This window comes from Methanomassiliicoccales archaeon, from assembly GCA_026394375.1.
Lineage (GTDB): Archaea > Thermoplasmatota > Thermoplasmata > Methanomassiliicoccales > UBA472 > JAJRAL01.
The window spans coordinates 104294-119287 of record JAPKYJ010000021.1; the positions used below are offsets into that span (position 1 = coordinate 104294).

The 14994-nt window shown below is 56.1% G+C and carries 19 protein-coding genes; 3 read left to right on the plus strand and 16 right to left on the minus strand.

Annotated features, from left to right (window positions below):
• The first annotated feature begins 140 nt into the window (after positions 1–140).
• On the plus strand, positions 141–1184 hold the full coding sequence (locus tag NT137_05520; protein ID MCX6652796.1) for a tyrosine--tRNA ligase: 1044 nt from the start codon (positions 141–143) through the stop codon (positions 1182–1184).
• A gap of 57 nt (positions 1185–1241) precedes the next feature.
• Here NT137_05520 and NT137_05525 read toward each other — a convergent pair whose 3' ends face one another.
• The 13 genes from NT137_05525 to NT137_05585 all read right to left on the minus strand — a co-directional run bounded on the left by NT137_05525 (position 1242) and on the right by NT137_05585 (position 9500).
• The gene (locus NT137_05525; GenBank protein MCX6652797.1) at positions 1242–2186 is read right to left on the minus strand and encodes a DHH family phosphoesterase; all 945 of its coding nucleotides are present in this window, start codon (positions 2184–2186) and stop codon (positions 1242–1244) included.
• An 83-nt stretch (positions 2187–2269) separates the two neighbouring features.
• Entirely contained in the window at positions 2270–2644 is a 375-nt protein-coding gene (locus NT137_05530; GenBank protein ID MCX6652798.1) for a prefoldin subunit beta, read from the minus strand.
• Between the two features lies 1 nt (position 2645).
• A complete protein-coding gene (locus NT137_05535; GenBank protein ID MCX6652799.1) occupies positions 2646–2879 on the minus strand; it encodes a KEOPS complex subunit Pcc1 in 234 nt (77 codons plus the stop codon).
• A 4-nt stretch (positions 2880–2883) separates the two neighbouring features.
• Complete coding sequence (locus NT137_05540) at positions 2884–3018, minus strand: DNA-directed RNA polymerase subunit P (protein ID MCX6652800.1); 135 nt, start codon at positions 3016–3018, stop codon at positions 2884–2886.
• Complete coding sequence (locus tag NT137_05545) at positions 3019–3297, minus strand: 50S ribosomal protein L37ae (GenBank protein MCX6652801.1); 279 nt, start codon at positions 3295–3297, stop codon at positions 3019–3021.
• 6 nt (positions 3298–3303) lie between these two features.
• A complete protein-coding gene (rrp42, locus tag NT137_05550) occupies positions 3304–4077 on the minus strand; it encodes an exosome complex protein Rrp42 (protein MCX6652802.1) in 774 nt (257 codons plus the stop codon).
• Positions 4078–4079: 2 nt separating this feature from the next.
• Positions 4080–4856, minus strand: a complete 777-nt coding sequence (gene rrp41 / locus NT137_05555) for an exosome complex exonuclease Rrp41 (GenBank protein MCX6652803.1) — start codon at positions 4854–4856, stop codon at positions 4080–4082.
• 12 nt (positions 4857–4868) lie between these two features.
• Positions 4869–5570: an exosome complex RNA-binding protein Rrp4 gene (gene rrp4 / locus NT137_05560; protein ID MCX6652804.1), complete on the minus strand. Its 702-nt coding sequence runs from the start codon at positions 5568–5570 to the stop codon at positions 4869–4871.
• Between the two features lie 72 nt (positions 5571–5642).
• Entirely contained in the window at positions 5643–6338 is a 696-nt protein-coding gene (locus NT137_05565; protein ID MCX6652805.1) for a ribosome assembly factor SBDS, read from the minus strand.
• An 11-nt stretch (positions 6339–6349) separates the two neighbouring features.
• Positions 6350–7072: an archaeal proteasome endopeptidase complex subunit alpha gene (gene psmA / locus NT137_05570; protein MCX6652806.1), complete on the minus strand. Its 723-nt coding sequence runs from the start codon at positions 7070–7072 to the stop codon at positions 6350–6352.
• A 133-nt stretch (positions 7073–7205) separates the two neighbouring features.
• Positions 7206–7535 (minus strand): hypothetical protein, encoded by a 330-nt coding sequence (locus NT137_05575; GenBank protein ID MCX6652807.1) that lies wholly within the window; start codon positions 7533–7535, stop codon positions 7206–7208.
• 15 nt (positions 7536–7550) lie between these two features.
• Positions 7551–8573, minus strand: coding sequence for a cell division protein FtsZ (gene ftsZ, locus NT137_05580; GenBank protein MCX6652808.1), 1023 nt, complete (start codon positions 8571–8573; stop codon positions 7551–7553).
• A 159-nt stretch (positions 8574–8732) separates the two neighbouring features.
• Positions 8733–9500 (minus strand): zinc-ribbon domain-containing protein, encoded by a 768-nt coding sequence (locus tag NT137_05585; GenBank protein MCX6652809.1) that lies wholly within the window; start codon positions 9498–9500, stop codon positions 8733–8735.
• A 299-nt stretch (positions 9501–9799) separates the two neighbouring features.
• Here NT137_05585 and NT137_05590 point away from each other — a divergent pair, with 299 nt between their 5' ends.
• Positions 9800–10099 carry an FAD-dependent oxidoreductase gene (locus NT137_05590; GenBank protein MCX6652810.1) on the plus strand — a complete coding sequence of 100 codons (300 nt, stop codon included), beginning with the start codon at positions 9800–9802 and terminating at the stop codon, positions 10097–10099.
• 200 nt (positions 10100–10299) lie between these two features.
• Entirely contained in the window at positions 10300–10461 is a 162-nt protein-coding gene (locus tag NT137_05595) for a hypothetical protein (GenBank protein MCX6652811.1), read from the plus strand.
• A 218-nt stretch (positions 10462–10679) separates the two neighbouring features.
• Here NT137_05595 and NT137_05600 read toward each other — a convergent pair whose 3' ends face one another.
• The 3 genes from NT137_05600 to NT137_05610 all read right to left on the minus strand — a co-directional run.
• Complete coding sequence (locus NT137_05600) at positions 10680–12272, minus strand: hydrogenase iron-sulfur subunit (protein ID MCX6652812.1); 1593 nt, start codon at positions 12270–12272, stop codon at positions 10680–10682.
• Entirely contained in the window at positions 12272–14017 is a 1746-nt protein-coding gene (locus NT137_05605) for an FAD-dependent oxidoreductase (protein MCX6652813.1), read from the minus strand. Before NT137_05605 ends, NT137_05600 begins: the two co-directional genes overlap by 1 nt.
• Positions 14018–14445: 428 nt before the next feature.
• A partial coding sequence (locus NT137_05610; protein MCX6652814.1) for a transposase occupies positions 14446–14994 on the minus strand: 549 nt, incomplete at its 5' end.

The following is a 14994-nucleotide window of genomic DNA, read 5'->3' on the forward strand; positions in this document are numbered from 1 at the left end:
TTGAGACGAAGATGCTTCCCAGTCGGTAACCAAGTTCAGGACGGGCGAACATCTCGTCCGCACTTCGATCATACGGCGGTGACCTCCTTGGGCGAAAAAGAAACTTGAAATATGCTCCGTCGCATCCCTCCCCGATTACCATGGACCCTGAGGCGCGGTACGAGCTGGTGGCGAGGAATGCGGAAGAGATCGTGACCCCCGAGGAGCTGCAAGCGCTCCTTCTGGCCAATCCCTCACCCCGCGGCTATATCGGCTTCGAGCCTTCCGGCCTGGTACATGCCGGCTGGATGATCTGCGCGCGCAAGATCAACGACTTCGTGGAAGCAGGATTCCACATGACCATCTTCTTCGCCGACTGGCATGCCTACATCAACGACAAGTTCGGCGGCGACATAGAGAAGATAAGGGCGTGCGCACGATACATGGAGGATTGCTTCGAGGCCCTGGGAGTACCCCGAGACAAGGTCAAGTTCGAATACGCCTCCGGGCTCATGGACTCCATTGACTACTGGGAGAAGGTCATCAACATCGGCAAGGCATCCAGTCTGATGCGGGTCAAGAGGGCAATGACCATCATGGGGCGAACGGAGGATGAGGCGGAGGTCGATTCCTCAAAGGTGCTCTATCCACTGATGCAAGCGGCGGATATATTCGCCATGGACCTGGACCTGGCCTATTCGGGCATGGACCAAAGGCGCGCGCACATGCTGGCTCGGGACGCCGCTGACAGACTGAAATGGAAGAAGCCCATCGCGTTGCACACTCCCCTTTTGCCCGGGCTTAAGGGCGGCAACCGTATGGACCCGGCGGCCTCCAAGATGTCCAAGAGCGACCCCGATTCAGGAGTGCTCATCCACGACAGCCCAGAGGACATCAAGCGCAAGATCTCCAAAGCCTTCTGTCCGCCTGAGGCGGAGGGGAATCCGGTCTTGGACATGGCCAAGATGGTAGTGTTCCCCCGCATTCCAACGCTGATGATCGAGAGACCGGCGAAGTTCGGTGGTCCGCTAGAGTTCAAGAGCTACGCCGATCTGGAAGAGACCTTCAGGGCGGGGAAACTGCATCCCATGGACCTGAAGAACGGCGTCGGTCAAGCGATGACGAGTGTACTGGAGCCGGTCCGAGCCTATTTCCAGCAGCATCCCCAGAACCTAGAGGCCCTGCGGGAGATCATGCAGAAGTAGGGGAGGATTTCGACCTGGGTGAAAGCTAGCGGGGCCCTATTCGCCCATCAAGAACGGCTATTTCCCAGCGCGTCGCAAGAAGTCCAATGAGCGCGACATGCAGATGTTCAGTATGGCTTCCACGTCGCCGACGCCCTTCAATCCAGCAGCGCCACCATGGCCGCCTCCGTTGTTAGATGTCTCCGCGCCCACGTCCTCCAGCAGCTTGCCCAAGTGCAGGCCCATGCGCACCACATCCTGCCTGGCCCGGGCCGAGACTCGGAACTCCTCTCCTCTCTGAGATCCGACGAAGGCGATGTCCGCGCCCAGGGAGAGCATGGACTTGCACACCGAGCTCTCGAAGGCCGAACCGTGCGATGTCACCACCAGATGTTCGCCGAGCCTCTCGAACCGAAGCCTCTGCGCTCCTTTCAGCTGCGATATCCTCTCTGAGATGTCCTGCTCCATGTCCGTGAGCGAGGACACCTCATCCATTTCGATGCCTTGCGCTTCCAGTATCTCGCCGAAGGTCTTGAGGAGCGCAGGGGTGGCGTACTTGAAATGTCCGCTGTCCGTCAGCATGCCGGCCAACAGCGCCAGGGCGACGTTCCGGCTCAGCTTCACCTTGCCTGCATTGAGCAACTCGTACACCACTTCGGCGCAGCTTCGCTTGCTGTCATCACAGTAGTAGGTGCTCCCCTCCCACCGGTCGGAGCGAGCGTGGTGATCGATGACGATGCATTTCTGTGGTGGGGTCAATGGCAGTAGCTGATCTGGAGAGGAAGTGTCTAAGACCAACACCTTGTCGAACTGCTCGGGGTCCGCGCGCTCCATGACCTTGAAATCAAGCTTGTCCGCAATGACCTTGGAGATGCGGTCCATGCCGCCCGGCGTCACCACGGTCACTTCAGGAAAGCTTCCGAAGATTGCGTAGGCGCAACCGAGCGCATCCGGATCGGCGTTGCCATGCACCAGGACCAGTTTCGATCCGTTCCTGAGCTCCTCGGCGATGGCCCGCAGCATGAAAGCTGGCAAGGTTGAGATCGATATAAGCTAGTTTCGTCGCTCCCGCCAAGAAGCCGGAGAATTGTGAACGAAAAGGGGTTTCAGTTCTCGTCGATGGGAGCCGGGGCCGCCCCGCTGCCCAAGGCTTTGGAGAGCTGGTCCTGCATCACCTGGTACTTCTCCCGCAGGGATTTCTCCTGCCGGTCCAGGGTCTTGATGCGTATCTCGAGCGTCTCCTTGTCCTCCTCCACTTCTTTCAGGACGGAGGACTTGTCGCTCGCTTTTATCAGCAGAGAGCCGATGGACTTGTAGATGATGACCTTGTCCGGCGACTTTCCTAGCTCATCTGCGGTCATCTGCGCCTCGCGCAGCTGCGCTTCCAGCCTGAACTTCTGCGAGAGCACGGATTGCAGCTGCTGCTGAAGCTGCTGGAATTGGGCTATCTGGTTCTGCAATTTGGGGGGAATCTCGTTCATCTCACGCACCTGCCAGTTTGTTGACCTGTTCTGCTACCATGATCCATCTGAGATATGAGTTCAATGCCGCCCTCAGAGCGGATAGGTCGCTCGCCTCCACCCGCAAGACCAGGTCACCGTTCTCCAATGAAGCGCGAACCCGGGTGCGTGGTATGTCTCGCCCCGCCTCGGGCGCAAGCGCACCGAAGACCACGGCGGCGTCGGGCGTCGCCAGTCTGAGGGTGGCGGCGGGCATTGGCTCACTTGCCCTTGATGACCTTCTTGACGTTCGGACGTTCCTTGTAGAAGATTTTGGAACCGCAGCTCTCGCACTGCATGCCGACCTGGTTCACGTTCGAACGGATCGGCTTGTTGCAGCTACCGCACTTGTACATCTACTGCTCCTCCGCGACCTTCTCTTCCGTCTCCGATTCTTCCTTCGCGGCCACGCGCTTGCTCAGGGGCGAGTAGCAGCCTGCCGCGAACTTGGCATCGCAGTGGCGGCACTCCCAAATGCCGGAAGCTATACGTTTCACGCTCTTATGGTGGCAGGTCGGGCACTCGTGCTTGGCGCGCTCCACTTTTTCGATGTCCCGAGTGAGCTTCCTCACCACCACGCCGTAGCGCGCTCCGAACCTACCGGCGCTCCCGGCCTTGACTGTTCCCTTTGCCATCGATCATCACCCTAACATTTTCCGGAGATCATTGCCGAGCCTCTGCGAGGTCTCGATCATCTTGTAGATCTGGTCCAAGGTCAACGCTCCGGTCAGACCCTTCTGCATCGCCCTCAGGTCACCGTTCTCATCGGTGGTCACCGTCAGGCGAGCTGCCGCGACCTTTTCTTCGTCGAGAGTCGGGTCGACCAATATAGAGTTTTCTATCTGTGCGGCCGTCACGCTGATAGGCAAGTGACGGATGGGGAGCGGATAGTCCTCACCCTTCCCAGCCTTCTTGGCCGGGACGATGGTGGAGCTGAGCGCCGCCACCGCACCCAGGAACGCGGCGTCGAAGAGATTGCCGTCATAGTCGAGCACATAGATGTCCGTGAATAGTATCCAGACCTCCTTGCCCGGTTCGATGCACAGCTTTTCCAGGTCGATCATTTGGCTCTCGCGGATGCCGCGGTCGCACACCCTGGCGAGTTCGACGGAGTCCGCGTCCGGCGGGCCGGACTCGAAGGTCGGCGATGCCAGGGGGATGAGCTCGGCGTTGGTGGTGAGCACTCCCTTGTCCGGAGTGTCGGCGAACGGCTGACCCACGGTCATCTTCACACCCACGAGCACGTCCGTGTTGCCCAGCTTCACCCGGGCAGAGCCCTCGGCGTTCTCGGCGTAGTTGATCTGTATGCTTATGGGCCTGAACTCGTCCCAGGCCCTTCCGTCCACGCGCTTTCCGGTTGCCAGCAGCTTGTAGATATGGTCTCTCTTTATCTCTGACATGACTGAGCGGCTCATCTTCATCCCTCCGTTCCCTGCGCCGTCTGAGGCGCATCTTCCGGTTCCTCGCCGCCGCCCTCCATCGCATACCTTCTCGCTAATGCATCTCTTTGCAAAGCGTAGATCTTGTGCATAGCACCCGTACCTAGCTCGACGGCCCGGTCGAACTCCGCTCTGGTCAGATGGCCATCCATCTGCAAGAGGAGCACTTCGCCGGTGCGGGGGATCATGGCCATTGGCAGGTCCGCCTGACCGAAGTTGTCCTCTTCCTTCTGCAGGTCCAGGACGACCTGGTCGTTGACCTTGCCCACGGCCACCGAGGGCACGAGGTCCTTCATCGGTATGCCCGCATCGGCCAATGCCACCGAGGCTGCTGTGAGCCCAGCGCACCGCGTGCCTGCGTTCGCCTGCAGCACCTCGATGTAGACATCGATCGAGGTCCGGGGGAAGTTCTCTGTGAACACTACGTACTCGAGCGCCTCTGAGATGATCTTGGAGATCTCCACCGACCGGCGGTCCGGACCGGGCCGCTTACGATCCTCCACCGAGAACGAGATCATATTGTACTTGCACTGCACGATGGCCTTCGAAGGGTCTTGCATATGCCTCGGATGGCACTCCCTCGGCCCGTAGACCGCCGCCAGTACCTTGTTCTTACCGAACTCCACGTAGGCCGAGCCGTCGGCGCGTTTGAGCACGCCCGCCTCGATCTTTATCTGACGGAGCTCGTCCACCTTCCTTCCATCAATCCTTATGCCGTTGTCATCGATCAGTTTGACGTTGCTGTTTCCACCCATGTGATCACCCTATCATCCTGAACTGGCGCCTTCCTGCTTGGTGACCGACTCCAGGTATTCCTTCACCCGCTCGGTCAGGTGCAGCATTTGCGCGTTCTCTTCTATCATCTTCATGGCCCGGATGGCGAACAAGATGCTCTCTATTTCGCCATCAAGCCATATGCGTCCGTTCTGTCCCACGAAAATCCTCGTGTTGGTCATTCCCTTGATCAGCTGGACCATGGAGCCGCCCTTGCCTATCACCCGTGGCACTTTGCTGTAGGATATCTCCATGACCTGCCCACCCTGGAGCTTGCGCAGCCCCTGCTCCTTCATCGTCACCTGCACCCGCATGGTCTCGTCCACCATCAGGATCTTGGCCAGCAGCGTGTCGCCCACGTTCATGAAGCGGGCGGTGTCCCCGAAGTCCACTCGCCAGGGGACCTCGTTGACGTGCAAGGGGGCTGGGTAGGGGGAGTTGATGTCGATGAGCCAGTTGGAGGGGCCGATGTCGATGACCTTGCCGATCACCGTGTCGCCCGGGCTCGGTATGTACCTCCCGCCCAGCGGAATGACATTCACGAAGTTCGATTTGACGCTCTTGATCCCCAGCAAGGCGGCGTACACCTTTCCATCCTGGACGTAGGTGCCGCTGCCGGCCTTCAGTTTGCCGGAGTCGAGCAGGTCGCCGGGGATGACTATCTCCCTCGACGGATGTTCGTTCTCTCTACTCATGTTTCTCACTCTCTCTTATTCCTGTATCACACAAGGAAATGCATCTCGGTATCATTCTGTCTCGGAGAGCGCTCACTTCAGCTGCTTGGTCTCCGCGTTCCCTTTGGTCTTCTCGTTCAGCTTGGCGTAGAAATCATCCCTGGTTCCCGCGGGGATCTCTACCACGCCGATCCAACTGCCGTTGGGCTGCCACTCTTCCTTCTGTACCTTCCCAAAGTGGACGATGTCCTCGTAGCATCGTCCGTATTCCTCTCCAGACAGTTTCACGGCGATGCGCATCTTGTCGAAGCGGATGGGTATGAGGGGCCGGAGCTTGTCCAGCACGTCCTTGACCTGCATCTCGACAGGCTTGAACGGGTCCACGTGGACCTTCGCCTCCTCCATGGCCATTTCGATGCGCTGGGGTGTGTGCGGCGCCCCGGTCTGCGGGTTGATGGCGTTGCGGGCGATCTCGGTGACGATGCGAGCTCTCTTGCTCTCAATCATCTCCTTGCGCTGCTGCGCGGTCAGCTGGACCTCGCCTTTGAGGACGATCTGTTTGGCCACTGAGATCGGGTCCGTGGTCCCGAAGACGTCCTTCATCTTGTCCTCGGGAGCATGCGTCCCTTTCTTGGCGTTCTTGAATATCGCATCCACTACCATGTAGTCCGAGAGCTCGACGTCGTGTCCCTCCCTCAGGATCTTGACGACCTTGGGGTCGATGAGCACCTCGAAGCTCTCGCCGTGGGACTCCAATCGGGCGACTATCGCGTCTTCGATGTCGACCATTGAGACCTCGCCTAACCCGCGTTCACCTTTTCGATGTACATTCCCACTTCAGAGTCGTCCAGGCGCCGGAAGGCCTCGCCGCGCACCACCACGCCGATCTCCACGGCCTTGGGGTTGAGCTTCTCCTCTTCGGTGGCCTTCTTCAGCGCCTTGAGCCCGAGCCCGATGGCCCCTTCCATGTCCATGCCCTCGGCGTACTCTTCCTCGAAGACCTCCATTACCGCGTTGCGGCCCGCGCCGATGCTGCCCGCTTTGTACGATACGAGCGCTCCGCTGGGATCGGTCTCGAAGAGGTGTTCGCCCTGGTCGTCCACGCCTGCCACCAGCAGGGCGGTACCGAACGGCCTCACTCCGCCGTACTGGGTGTAGTTCTGCTTGTAGTCGCAGACGCGCTTCACCAGCTCCTCGACGCTCATGTCCTCGTCGTATGTGATCTTGTTGATCTGGGCGATTACTCGCGCCTGGTCCACCAGAATGCGCGCGTCCGCCACCAATCCAGAGGTGGCACAGCCGATGTGCCCATCGATCTTGAATATCTTCTCGATGGACTTGGGCTCAATGAGTCGGCTGGCGATGCGCTTGTCCACGATCAATACCACACCGTTCTTGAACTTCAGGCCGACCGTGGTCGTGCCTCTCTTCACTGCTTCCCGAGCATACTCGACCTGGAACAGCCTCCCGTCCGGTGAGAACACTGTTATGGCCCTGTCATATGCCATCTGTCCCGGTTGCATCTTAACACACCTTTCGCAAGCTATACGGGCTTCACCTAAAGAAGTTCCAATATATATTTGTTAGGGGAGATGGCGAAGCATCTGTTAGGCAATCTGGCTACGCCCATTCCAAGGCGTTTCGGCACGGCTCGTCTCAGCGGCTCGGGCGAGGGGGTCTTGGCAGGCCGAGCTCCTCCCTGAGCGTTCGGAGCGTGCCCGAGGAGAGCAGGGTGCGCAGCCCGAATCCCATCTCGCCGCTCGCTCCCAGGGCGTTCAGGGCAAGGATGACCTTTTCTTGGTCCAGATGCTGGCAACGGATGATGCCTACATCCCCGTGCACCTGAATGACCTTCAGACCCCTGGCCCCGGTCCTCTCCTGCGCTCGATGCATCAGGTCGGACGCCCTCTGGAAGGTAAGGGAGCGTGGAGGCGAGGTCTGCAAGGCGATGTACCGGCGCCGACCCCGCTTGGACTTCACGACCATCTGTCTGGCCTCTGTTCAGCATCTAGCCCCATAGCGGCTGAGGAAGCTGTTGGACTTGACACCCGTGCACACGACCATTATCTTGAGCTTGTGCTCCATCTCAGGCTCGACCGAGCATCCCCAGATGATGCGAGCGCTGGGGTTGATCTTGGCCCCCACGAACTCCACCGCTTTCTCCGCCTCGGTGACGGTCATATCTGGGCCGCCAACCACTCGTATCAGCGCGCCTCTGGCCTCGCTCGTATCGATATCCCCAAGAAGAGGAGAGCCCATGGCCTCCCCGACCGCCTTCTCCACTTTCTCCATCTTGCCATCGGAGTCGTCCCCCTCGCCCATGCCGATCATGGCCACGCCTCCGTTCTTCATTATGGTCATCAGATCATTGAAGTCCACGTTCACCAGACCGGGCTTGGTGAGCACCTCGGTGATGCCCTTGATGCTTTGCATTAGCATCTCGTCAGCGACCTTGAATGCAGCCTCCAGGGGGAGCTTGGGGACCATTTCCAGCAGACGGTCGTTGGGAATGATGATGGTGGTGTCGCAGTGCTCGCGCAGTCGGTTCAGCCCTTTGAGGGCGTTCTCTGTACGGACGCGCCCTTCGGCCCTGAAAGGCATGGTCACCACGCCCATCACCAAGGCGCCCCTCAGCTTGGCCAGCTCCGCCACCACCGGTGCAGAGCCTGTGCCGGTCCCTCCTCCCATGCCAGCGGTCACGAAGACGATCTGACGGTTGTCGATGAACTTCATCAGCTCATCCCGGGCCTCCTCGGCGGACTGCTTGCCGATCTCCGGGATCGCCCCTGCCCCCAGCCCCTTCGTCGTGGAACGGCCCAGAAGGATCTTGTTCGGTGCATGAATGGATAGCAGATGACGCGCATCGCTGTTGGCCGCCACCAGCGTTGCTCCGGCGATCCCAGACTGGCTCAGGCGGCGAATGGTGTTCGAACCGCCCCCTCCGCATCCTATGATCGAGATGTTGACCTTGATCGACTCGACCAACTTTCTCAGTTCATCGTCGTCGGGGCTGTTGGAAGGCACCGGGGCGCCTCCAGTTAGGGCTCCATTGCTCGCCGTCGAACCTCTAGCGTTTGCGCTATCCAAGTATGACCTCATGTGCACCCATCCTTGGGCGGAGATATACGCGCATGAATATATAAATCCATTTTCTGACGATGGTCGCATCGAGTCGAGGGCGCATCAAACGAACTCAAAGGCGGTGCCGCACTGAGCGCAGAAGACGTCGTTCTCTCCCAGCGGGGCTCCGCATTCCGGGCAGCTTTCCTCCAGCAATGCGCCGCACTCGCACACCAGGGCATCCTCAGGAATGGTCCGGCCGCATATGGGACAGACTCTGGAGGCGAAGAGGTCGAAGCGCTCCCGGCAGTTCGGGCAGTCAGTTCGGTCCGCGGGCACTCTCGTCCCGCATGAAGGACAGTCGAACTCTTGTCCTTCCTCCACCACTAGCGCTCCGCAGACACATTCCTCTACACCGGGTGGAAGCCCTTCGCCGCATAAGGGGCAGAGCCGGTTCGTGCTCGCCTCCCAGATCATGGAGACCGCCGCGCGGCTCGCCTTGGACCGGTCAGGAGGTCTGGGTCTCACCATGCGTTCCTCGGTGAGCGTCTCCGCGGAGTAGGCGGTGCCACAGTAGGGACAGGCGCCGGTGCGCAGGAGGCAGACGGGATGGAAGACCTTGCCACAAGAGCACTTGGCATACTCTAGACCATCTTTGACACGGCCCAGGCATATCTGACAGACGACAGGCTTGACCTTTGGACCGGATACCACCACCCGGGGCCGCTCCGCCGACGGACGACCAAGGGAGCGCAGCAGCACCTTCTTGATCCGCGCTACCGGGAATTCCACGTTCACCGGGAACGCCCGTCCTTCCCCCAGCTGTTTCGTGACACTGAGCACGATGGCCAGGCAGAGGGCCCCTAGGACGGCGGCGACGATGAGCTCCACAAGCACATCGCTCTGAACCCTGTGCCGGTAAAAGCATTTTGGCTACCTGCTACTAAACTTGATATCGCCGCACTTGGAGGGACAAAGCGCGTTCCCATCCCAAGGACGGACGTCCTCAGAGTCGAGTCCTCTTGTCAGCTGACAACATGCTCCCGCAGGGGCGCACGAAGCATCGAAGCCCTTATTAACCATCAATGTTAACGGGGTACAGATGCTTTCATATATGGGCATCGCAAAGCAACTGACACAACGATGAAATACGAACACCCCATTCGAACAAAAAGCTCCATTATGGACACATGGGGTGGTTTTCCTGGCCCGGTCACCTTGCTTCGCGCCGGGGGAAGTATCACAAATGCCCCTTCGGCAAGGAGTTCGAGGACTACCGGTCCAGGGCAGAGAAAGAGTTCGGCATCCGCATGCTGCGTGGCACCAGGGTCGCCTCGATCGACGAGGACCCCGAGACCAAGAACCTCATCCTCCGCTACTCCAGTGGAGCGGAGACAAACACCGAGGAGTTCGATCTAGTCGTGCTCTCGGTGGGGTTCGAGCCATCCGCTTCAGTGCATGACCTGGCCAAGACATCGGCTTCAAGTTGAACAAGTACGGTTTCGCAGAGACCGGGGTTTATACCCCGCAAGATACCAGCAGGCCTGGTGTCTATTTGATCGGTGCGTTCAGCGCCCCCAAGGACATCCCGCAGTCGGTCGCGGAGGCGTCCGGAGCGGCATCAAAGGCAGGTTCTCAGGTTTATCAGAACTGCGTCCATTATATTGCTCCTGAGATTCCCGAAATAAATGTGGCTGGACAGGAACCGAGGGTCGGCGTCTTCGTCTGTGACTTCGGTATCAACATCCGCTGTACCGTAAACTGCCCGTGGGCCGTCGAGTACATCAAGACCCTCCCTAACGTCGTTCATTCCGAGGAAGGCAAGTGCACCTGCTCTGCCGACTTCCAATAGAAGATTAAGCGGAATATCAATGTCAATGCTTCGAGCCAAGGGATAATCGAATTTCCAGTCAAGAACATGAGTGTGAATTTAAGGAAGAAGATTGTTTTATTGCGTGAACAGAGCACCTTCTCATTCTTTTGCAAACGAACCAATTCGGACTCATCCAGAATCAATACAAGCATTCGCATGCGTGATTTCCATAATGCTTGAGCACCTCACTTATGGCCTTAAAGCCCCAGTCTGTCCGCAAAGTATGTAATGTAATCCTCCATCGGGATATCTAAGAGGGATTTATCCACAGGCGTCTGCTTCGATACTGCGCAGTCGAGATGAATCCTGCACTTGGGGCAATTTGTCAGGAGTCTCTCCGCGCCCGTTCCCTTCGCTTCCATAATCCTCTCAATCTGCATCTGTTTCGCTACATTCCCACAAGAAAGCCAGGCACTAACTCCGCAACACGCTGACTTGTCTCTATTGTTTGCCATCTCTTTGATTTCGACTCCTGTCATCTTCAGCAGGTCTCTAGGAGCATCATAGACCCCCAGGTGTCTCCCGAGTCTGCAGGGATCGTGATATGTGACAGTGTCCTTCCCTTTCGTTTCAATATTTATCTTACCCTCATTCGCGAGTTTAGTTAGGAGCTCTGTAATGTGCATCATCTCATAATCCAAATCACCAGCTATGTCTTGGTAATCGATTTTCCACGTCCTATAACATTCTGGGCAAGCGAAGACGATTCTCTTGGCTCCAGACATCTTGACGGTTTCAAGGTTCTTGTCCATGAGTTTCTCGAAATTCTCATTGTCCCCCGCCCAGTTTAAATCGTGCCCACAACAGACCTCCCGATTTGAGACAATCGGAACTATGCCTGCATGATTCAGTAGCTTTATCGTGGAGATGCTTGATTGAATCAAGTTCAGATTTCTGTCATAGAAAACGGCGTCAAGATGCGGAGTACATCCAACGAAGAAGAACGTATCCCCCTTCTCTGCTATCTTAACATTCTCAGGCACCCATCCGAGCCGATCCTGTTTCTCAGTTTTCGTCATTATTCTCATCATGCTATTTAGCAGCCCTCCCTGTGAGCACTCTGGCTCGTTGCCCAATCGGACTGCTTCCGTCCTAATCCCTTGAATGAACCCAGAATAATCCACCTCATATGGGCACATCGAATTGCACATTTCGCAGGTGATGCATTCCCAGATGTCCCTGTCCTTAGTCAGGCTGTCCGATATACCTTCCAAAGCTTTTAATACGATGATCCTTGGGGAAAAATCCTTGTTGATTTTCGCAACAGGACAGACGCTAGTGCACTTCCCACACTCAACGCAATTGTGCGCTTTCATGTCCGCAACAACGGTGTCGATTGCCTTTTTGCTATACTGATTTTTTTCCTCTTCGACTACTTTCGGTATCGGGCTCGGCCCCATCGAGCTCAGGTCCTGCGACATCGACCTCTCAAAAATGCGTAACCTGGTCTTCTCGGAAGCGGAAATCCATTCGGTCCTTAATCTTCCCTCTCCTAGTCCAATATACCTTAAGACCTTCTGCAGTGCCTCAACCCTCTCTTTTGCCTTCTTGTTGCCGTCGATGTATCGACAGTCATCCATCCTACAGCCAATCAAGGCCACACCATCGGCTCCGTATTCAAACGCCTTCATTATGAAAGCGGGATCGACTCCTCCTGTGCACGGGACCCGCACGATTTTCACACTGGAAGGATAGGCGAGATGATGTAATCCTATTAGAGAAACCGCAGGGTAGCTACACGAGCTACAAGTGAAAGCGAGGATGTTTGGTACGTATCGTCCAGAATCCATCATTCCATCTCCAAAATTAAAGAACGGACTGATGGCATTATCTGGTTCGAACCATAGTTAGTTACCTCGACCGATTTGTTGCAACATGTAACGGCACAGACACCACAACCCCTACAAATGAGCTCATCTACCTTAGCTACTTTTTTGCCATTCTTCTCGACAATCTCAATCGCTTTGAATATGCATGCCTCTACACATCTCCCACATCCACGGCACCGCTCCTCGTTCACGAATGCCGTATTTCTGTCCATCGTGACATATCCTGCTTTCAGGATATCGATAACTACCGCGGCGGTGTTCTTAGCATCATCGATTGAATACCGAATACCCCTTGGGCCCTGGGCACATCCAACGACGTATATACCCCTCCTTATGTCGGCAGGTAGCATCGGATTTACGTCCTTGAAGAACTTATCGGTGTCGGTCTGGAGATGGAGCATCCTGGCCAGCCCCTCGGAGCCTACGCTCGGTTCTTGGCCGACCGCGAGAATCACAAGATCGCTCTTGATGTTGAGGATGAAACCGGTATCGGTGTCTTCTGCCCTGACGAAGAGTTGTCCATCCTCGTTGAGGATCTCTGCAACCCTACCACGAACGAATTGGATACCCATCTCCCTAGCTTCATCATAGAATGCTTCAAAGCCTCTATATGGACCGCGAAGATCGACATAATGGATATATACTTCTGTGTTGGGGTGCATCTCCTTGATTTCTTTTGCAGTCCCTATGGCATAAGTGCAACATACCAACGAACAATTAAGGTTCCCACGTACTGGGTCCCGAGAGCCGACACATAAGACAATATTAACAGTCTGTGGTACTTTGCCATCTGAGGGTCTTTTAATGCCCGTTTTATCTGCATTCTTCATCAATTCGATAAACTCCATCGTAGTCACGACGTCTTTATTTGTATCATAATTATATTCTAGAATCTTGGTAGGATCAGAGGTTTTCGATCCGGTGGCAATGATAATAATGCCGACATCGAACTCCTTATTGTTACCATTTTGACTCACTCTGATATGTCGATTACCAAAACAACCTGTGATTTGATCGATCTCCGCATTGAGCAGTAGCTCAATGTTAGGATTTCCCCGAATTTCATCGATTTTCGGAGTGAAAATGCACTCCTTACAGTACGCCATACAGCAAATTCCGCAGTTGTGAGTTGGGAATGTGGTCCCAAGTTGATATGCTCGGCCACCAAGTTGCTGCGTTCTTTCTACAAGGTGTACTTTGTAACCAGCGCTTGCTACCTGAAAGGCTGCCGCCATTCCCGCCACCCCACCTCCGATCACAAGCACACTGTTTTTCACTGGAACTGTGACGTCCTCGAGCGGCTCAAGCCTTCTGACTCTCTCTAGACCGGCCAGCATGATGGATTTGGCCTTCCTAGTCGCTTCCTCCTTGTCAGGTGTAACCCAAGCGCACTGCTCCCTGAGATTGACCATTTCGAATAGGTACTTATTCATTCCAGCTAAAGCAAGACCGCGTTGTATCATCATTCCTTGAATCGCTGGGACAGCCCCGCCGATGAGAACGCGATCGAACTTGTTCTCAAAATATTTCGCAACAAGATAATACAGACCCTCCCTTGACGAAAGCTCATGATGTATGCCAACATCAACAACATCCTCAAATTGCTTAAGGAACTTCGCTACGGAATCGAGATCGATTCTACTGCTAATCTCGCCCTCCTCACAGCACAGGTATACGCCTATTGTTTTTCCTTTCTCAGGATTCATGCAATCCAACCTTTTTGTCAGATAAATCATAACGTCGCATTTCTTCGATAGTGGCCTGAGTCACCAGGGAACTATTCCATCTCTGGCCCAACTTCCAATATCGCCGACAGCCATATATACAAATGACCTTTCCACTTATATCTTAGGCCTGCTCCCTCCGAGAGGCGCCGACTATAATAAATCATTTCAAACAAGGAGACTCTGACGCTAAACTAATTCGCTGAGTTGAACGTAATCCAAGCCAGCATCCTAATGTTGTGCGTTGCGATCTTCGATCGCATCTCGTTTTTCCGTCCCGTTTCTGAGCGGCATTTTATTCAGTGGCCGAATCGGCTGCTAATCATGCTGAACGTTGTTTCAGCATGATTCCTCTTGCCGTACAGGGCCGCAGCGCGGTTCGGTCAGTGCTGCCAGAACGAGACCACCTCTTAATACATCGTCTCCGGCTTCTCGAAATATCGAGCGTTCTTCTTTATCGCATGGAGCGACGCCGCTCCATGCTGGCGAGCTGCCAGCAGGCAGTCCTCCCCGTGATAAGCGGAGTCGGCCAGACTCCGCTTCACTTGCACGTTCGAGGGCAGACCGCTCCACACCTCCGAGAACATCTGGCTGTCATGGACGTTCGACTCTGTCAGGCAATAATTGAGTACGAAGAACTCGTCCACCTCGATGACGGCGTGGATCTTGACCCAGTCCTGGTTAGCCTTGACGGCGTAATCCGTTTCACGCCACGATCGCTTCCGGCCGCTGAAGCCGGAAGCGTCGGTGGCGGCCACGACCGTCCGTCGCGGCAATCGTTCCAGGACGTAAGAGAAGAACCGCTTCCACAACGCCAGCCAGCGTCGGCTGGCGTTCTTCTTGCACATCACCGAATGGTCAGGAACGTCGTCCAGCTCGAAGTAAACGGCCAGCATTGTCAATAGACCTTCCGTCTCGCGGAAGGTGGCGTCGAAGAGTTGGCGAACGAGGAACGCGAT

What these genes read in the sequence shown, in the direction of transcription:
- NT137_05525 (MCX6652797.1), bottom strand. Translation starts at nt 2,186, where the DNA reads ATGCTGCGGGCCATCGCCGAGGAGCTCAGGAACGGATCGAAACTGGTC.
- psmA (MCX6652806.1), bottom strand. Translation starts at nt 7,072, where the DNA reads ATGCAACCGGGACAGATGGCATATGACAGGGCCATAACAGTGTTCTCA.
- rrp4 (MCX6652804.1), bottom strand. Translation starts at nt 5,570, where the DNA reads ATGAGTAGAGAGAACGAACATCCGTCGAGGGAGATAGTCATCCCCGGC.
- NT137_05545 (MCX6652801.1), bottom strand. Translation starts at nt 3,297, where the DNA reads ATGGCAAAGGGAACAGTCAAGGCCGGGAGCGCCGGTAGGTTCGGAGCG.
- NT137_05600 (MCX6652812.1), bottom strand. Translation starts at nt 12,272, where the DNA reads ATGGATTCTGGACGATACGTACCAAACATCCTCGCTTTCACTTGTAGC.
- NT137_05520 (MCX6652796.1), top strand. Translation starts at nt 141, where the DNA reads ATGGACCCTGAGGCGCGGTACGAGCTGGTGGCGAGGAATGCGGAAGAG.
- NT137_05605 (MCX6652813.1), bottom strand. Translation starts at nt 14,017, where the DNA reads ATGAATCCTGAGAAAGGAAAAACAATAGGCGTATACCTGTGCTGTGAG.
- rrp42 (MCX6652802.1), bottom strand. Translation starts at nt 4,077, where the DNA reads ATGAGCCGCTCAGTCATGTCAGAGATAAAGAGAGACCATATCTACAAG.
- NT137_05575 (MCX6652807.1), bottom strand. Translation starts at nt 7,535, where the DNA reads ATGGTCGTGAAGTCCAAGCGGGGTCGGCGCCGGTACATCGCCTTGCAG.
- NT137_05535 (MCX6652799.1), bottom strand. Translation starts at nt 2,879, where the DNA reads ATGCCCGCCGCCACCCTCAGACTGGCGACGCCCGACGCCGCCGTGGTC.
- rrp41 (MCX6652803.1), bottom strand. Translation starts at nt 4,856, where the DNA reads ATGGGTGGAAACAGCAACGTCAAACTGATCGATGACAACGGCATAAGG.
- NT137_05540 (MCX6652800.1), bottom strand. Translation starts at nt 3,018, where the DNA reads ATGTACAAGTGCGGTAGCTGCAACAAGCCGATCCGTTCGAACGTGAAC.
- NT137_05530 (MCX6652798.1), bottom strand. Translation starts at nt 2,644, where the DNA reads ATGAACGAGATTCCCCCCAAATTGCAGAACCAGATAGCCCAATTCCAG.
- NT137_05565 (MCX6652805.1), bottom strand. Translation starts at nt 6,338, where the DNA reads ATGGTCGACATCGAAGACGCGATAGTCGCCCGATTGGAGTCCCACGGC.
- NT137_05590 (MCX6652810.1), top strand. Translation starts at nt 9,800, where the DNA reads ATGGGGTGGTTTTCCTGGCCCGGTCACCTTGCTTCGCGCCGGGGGAAG.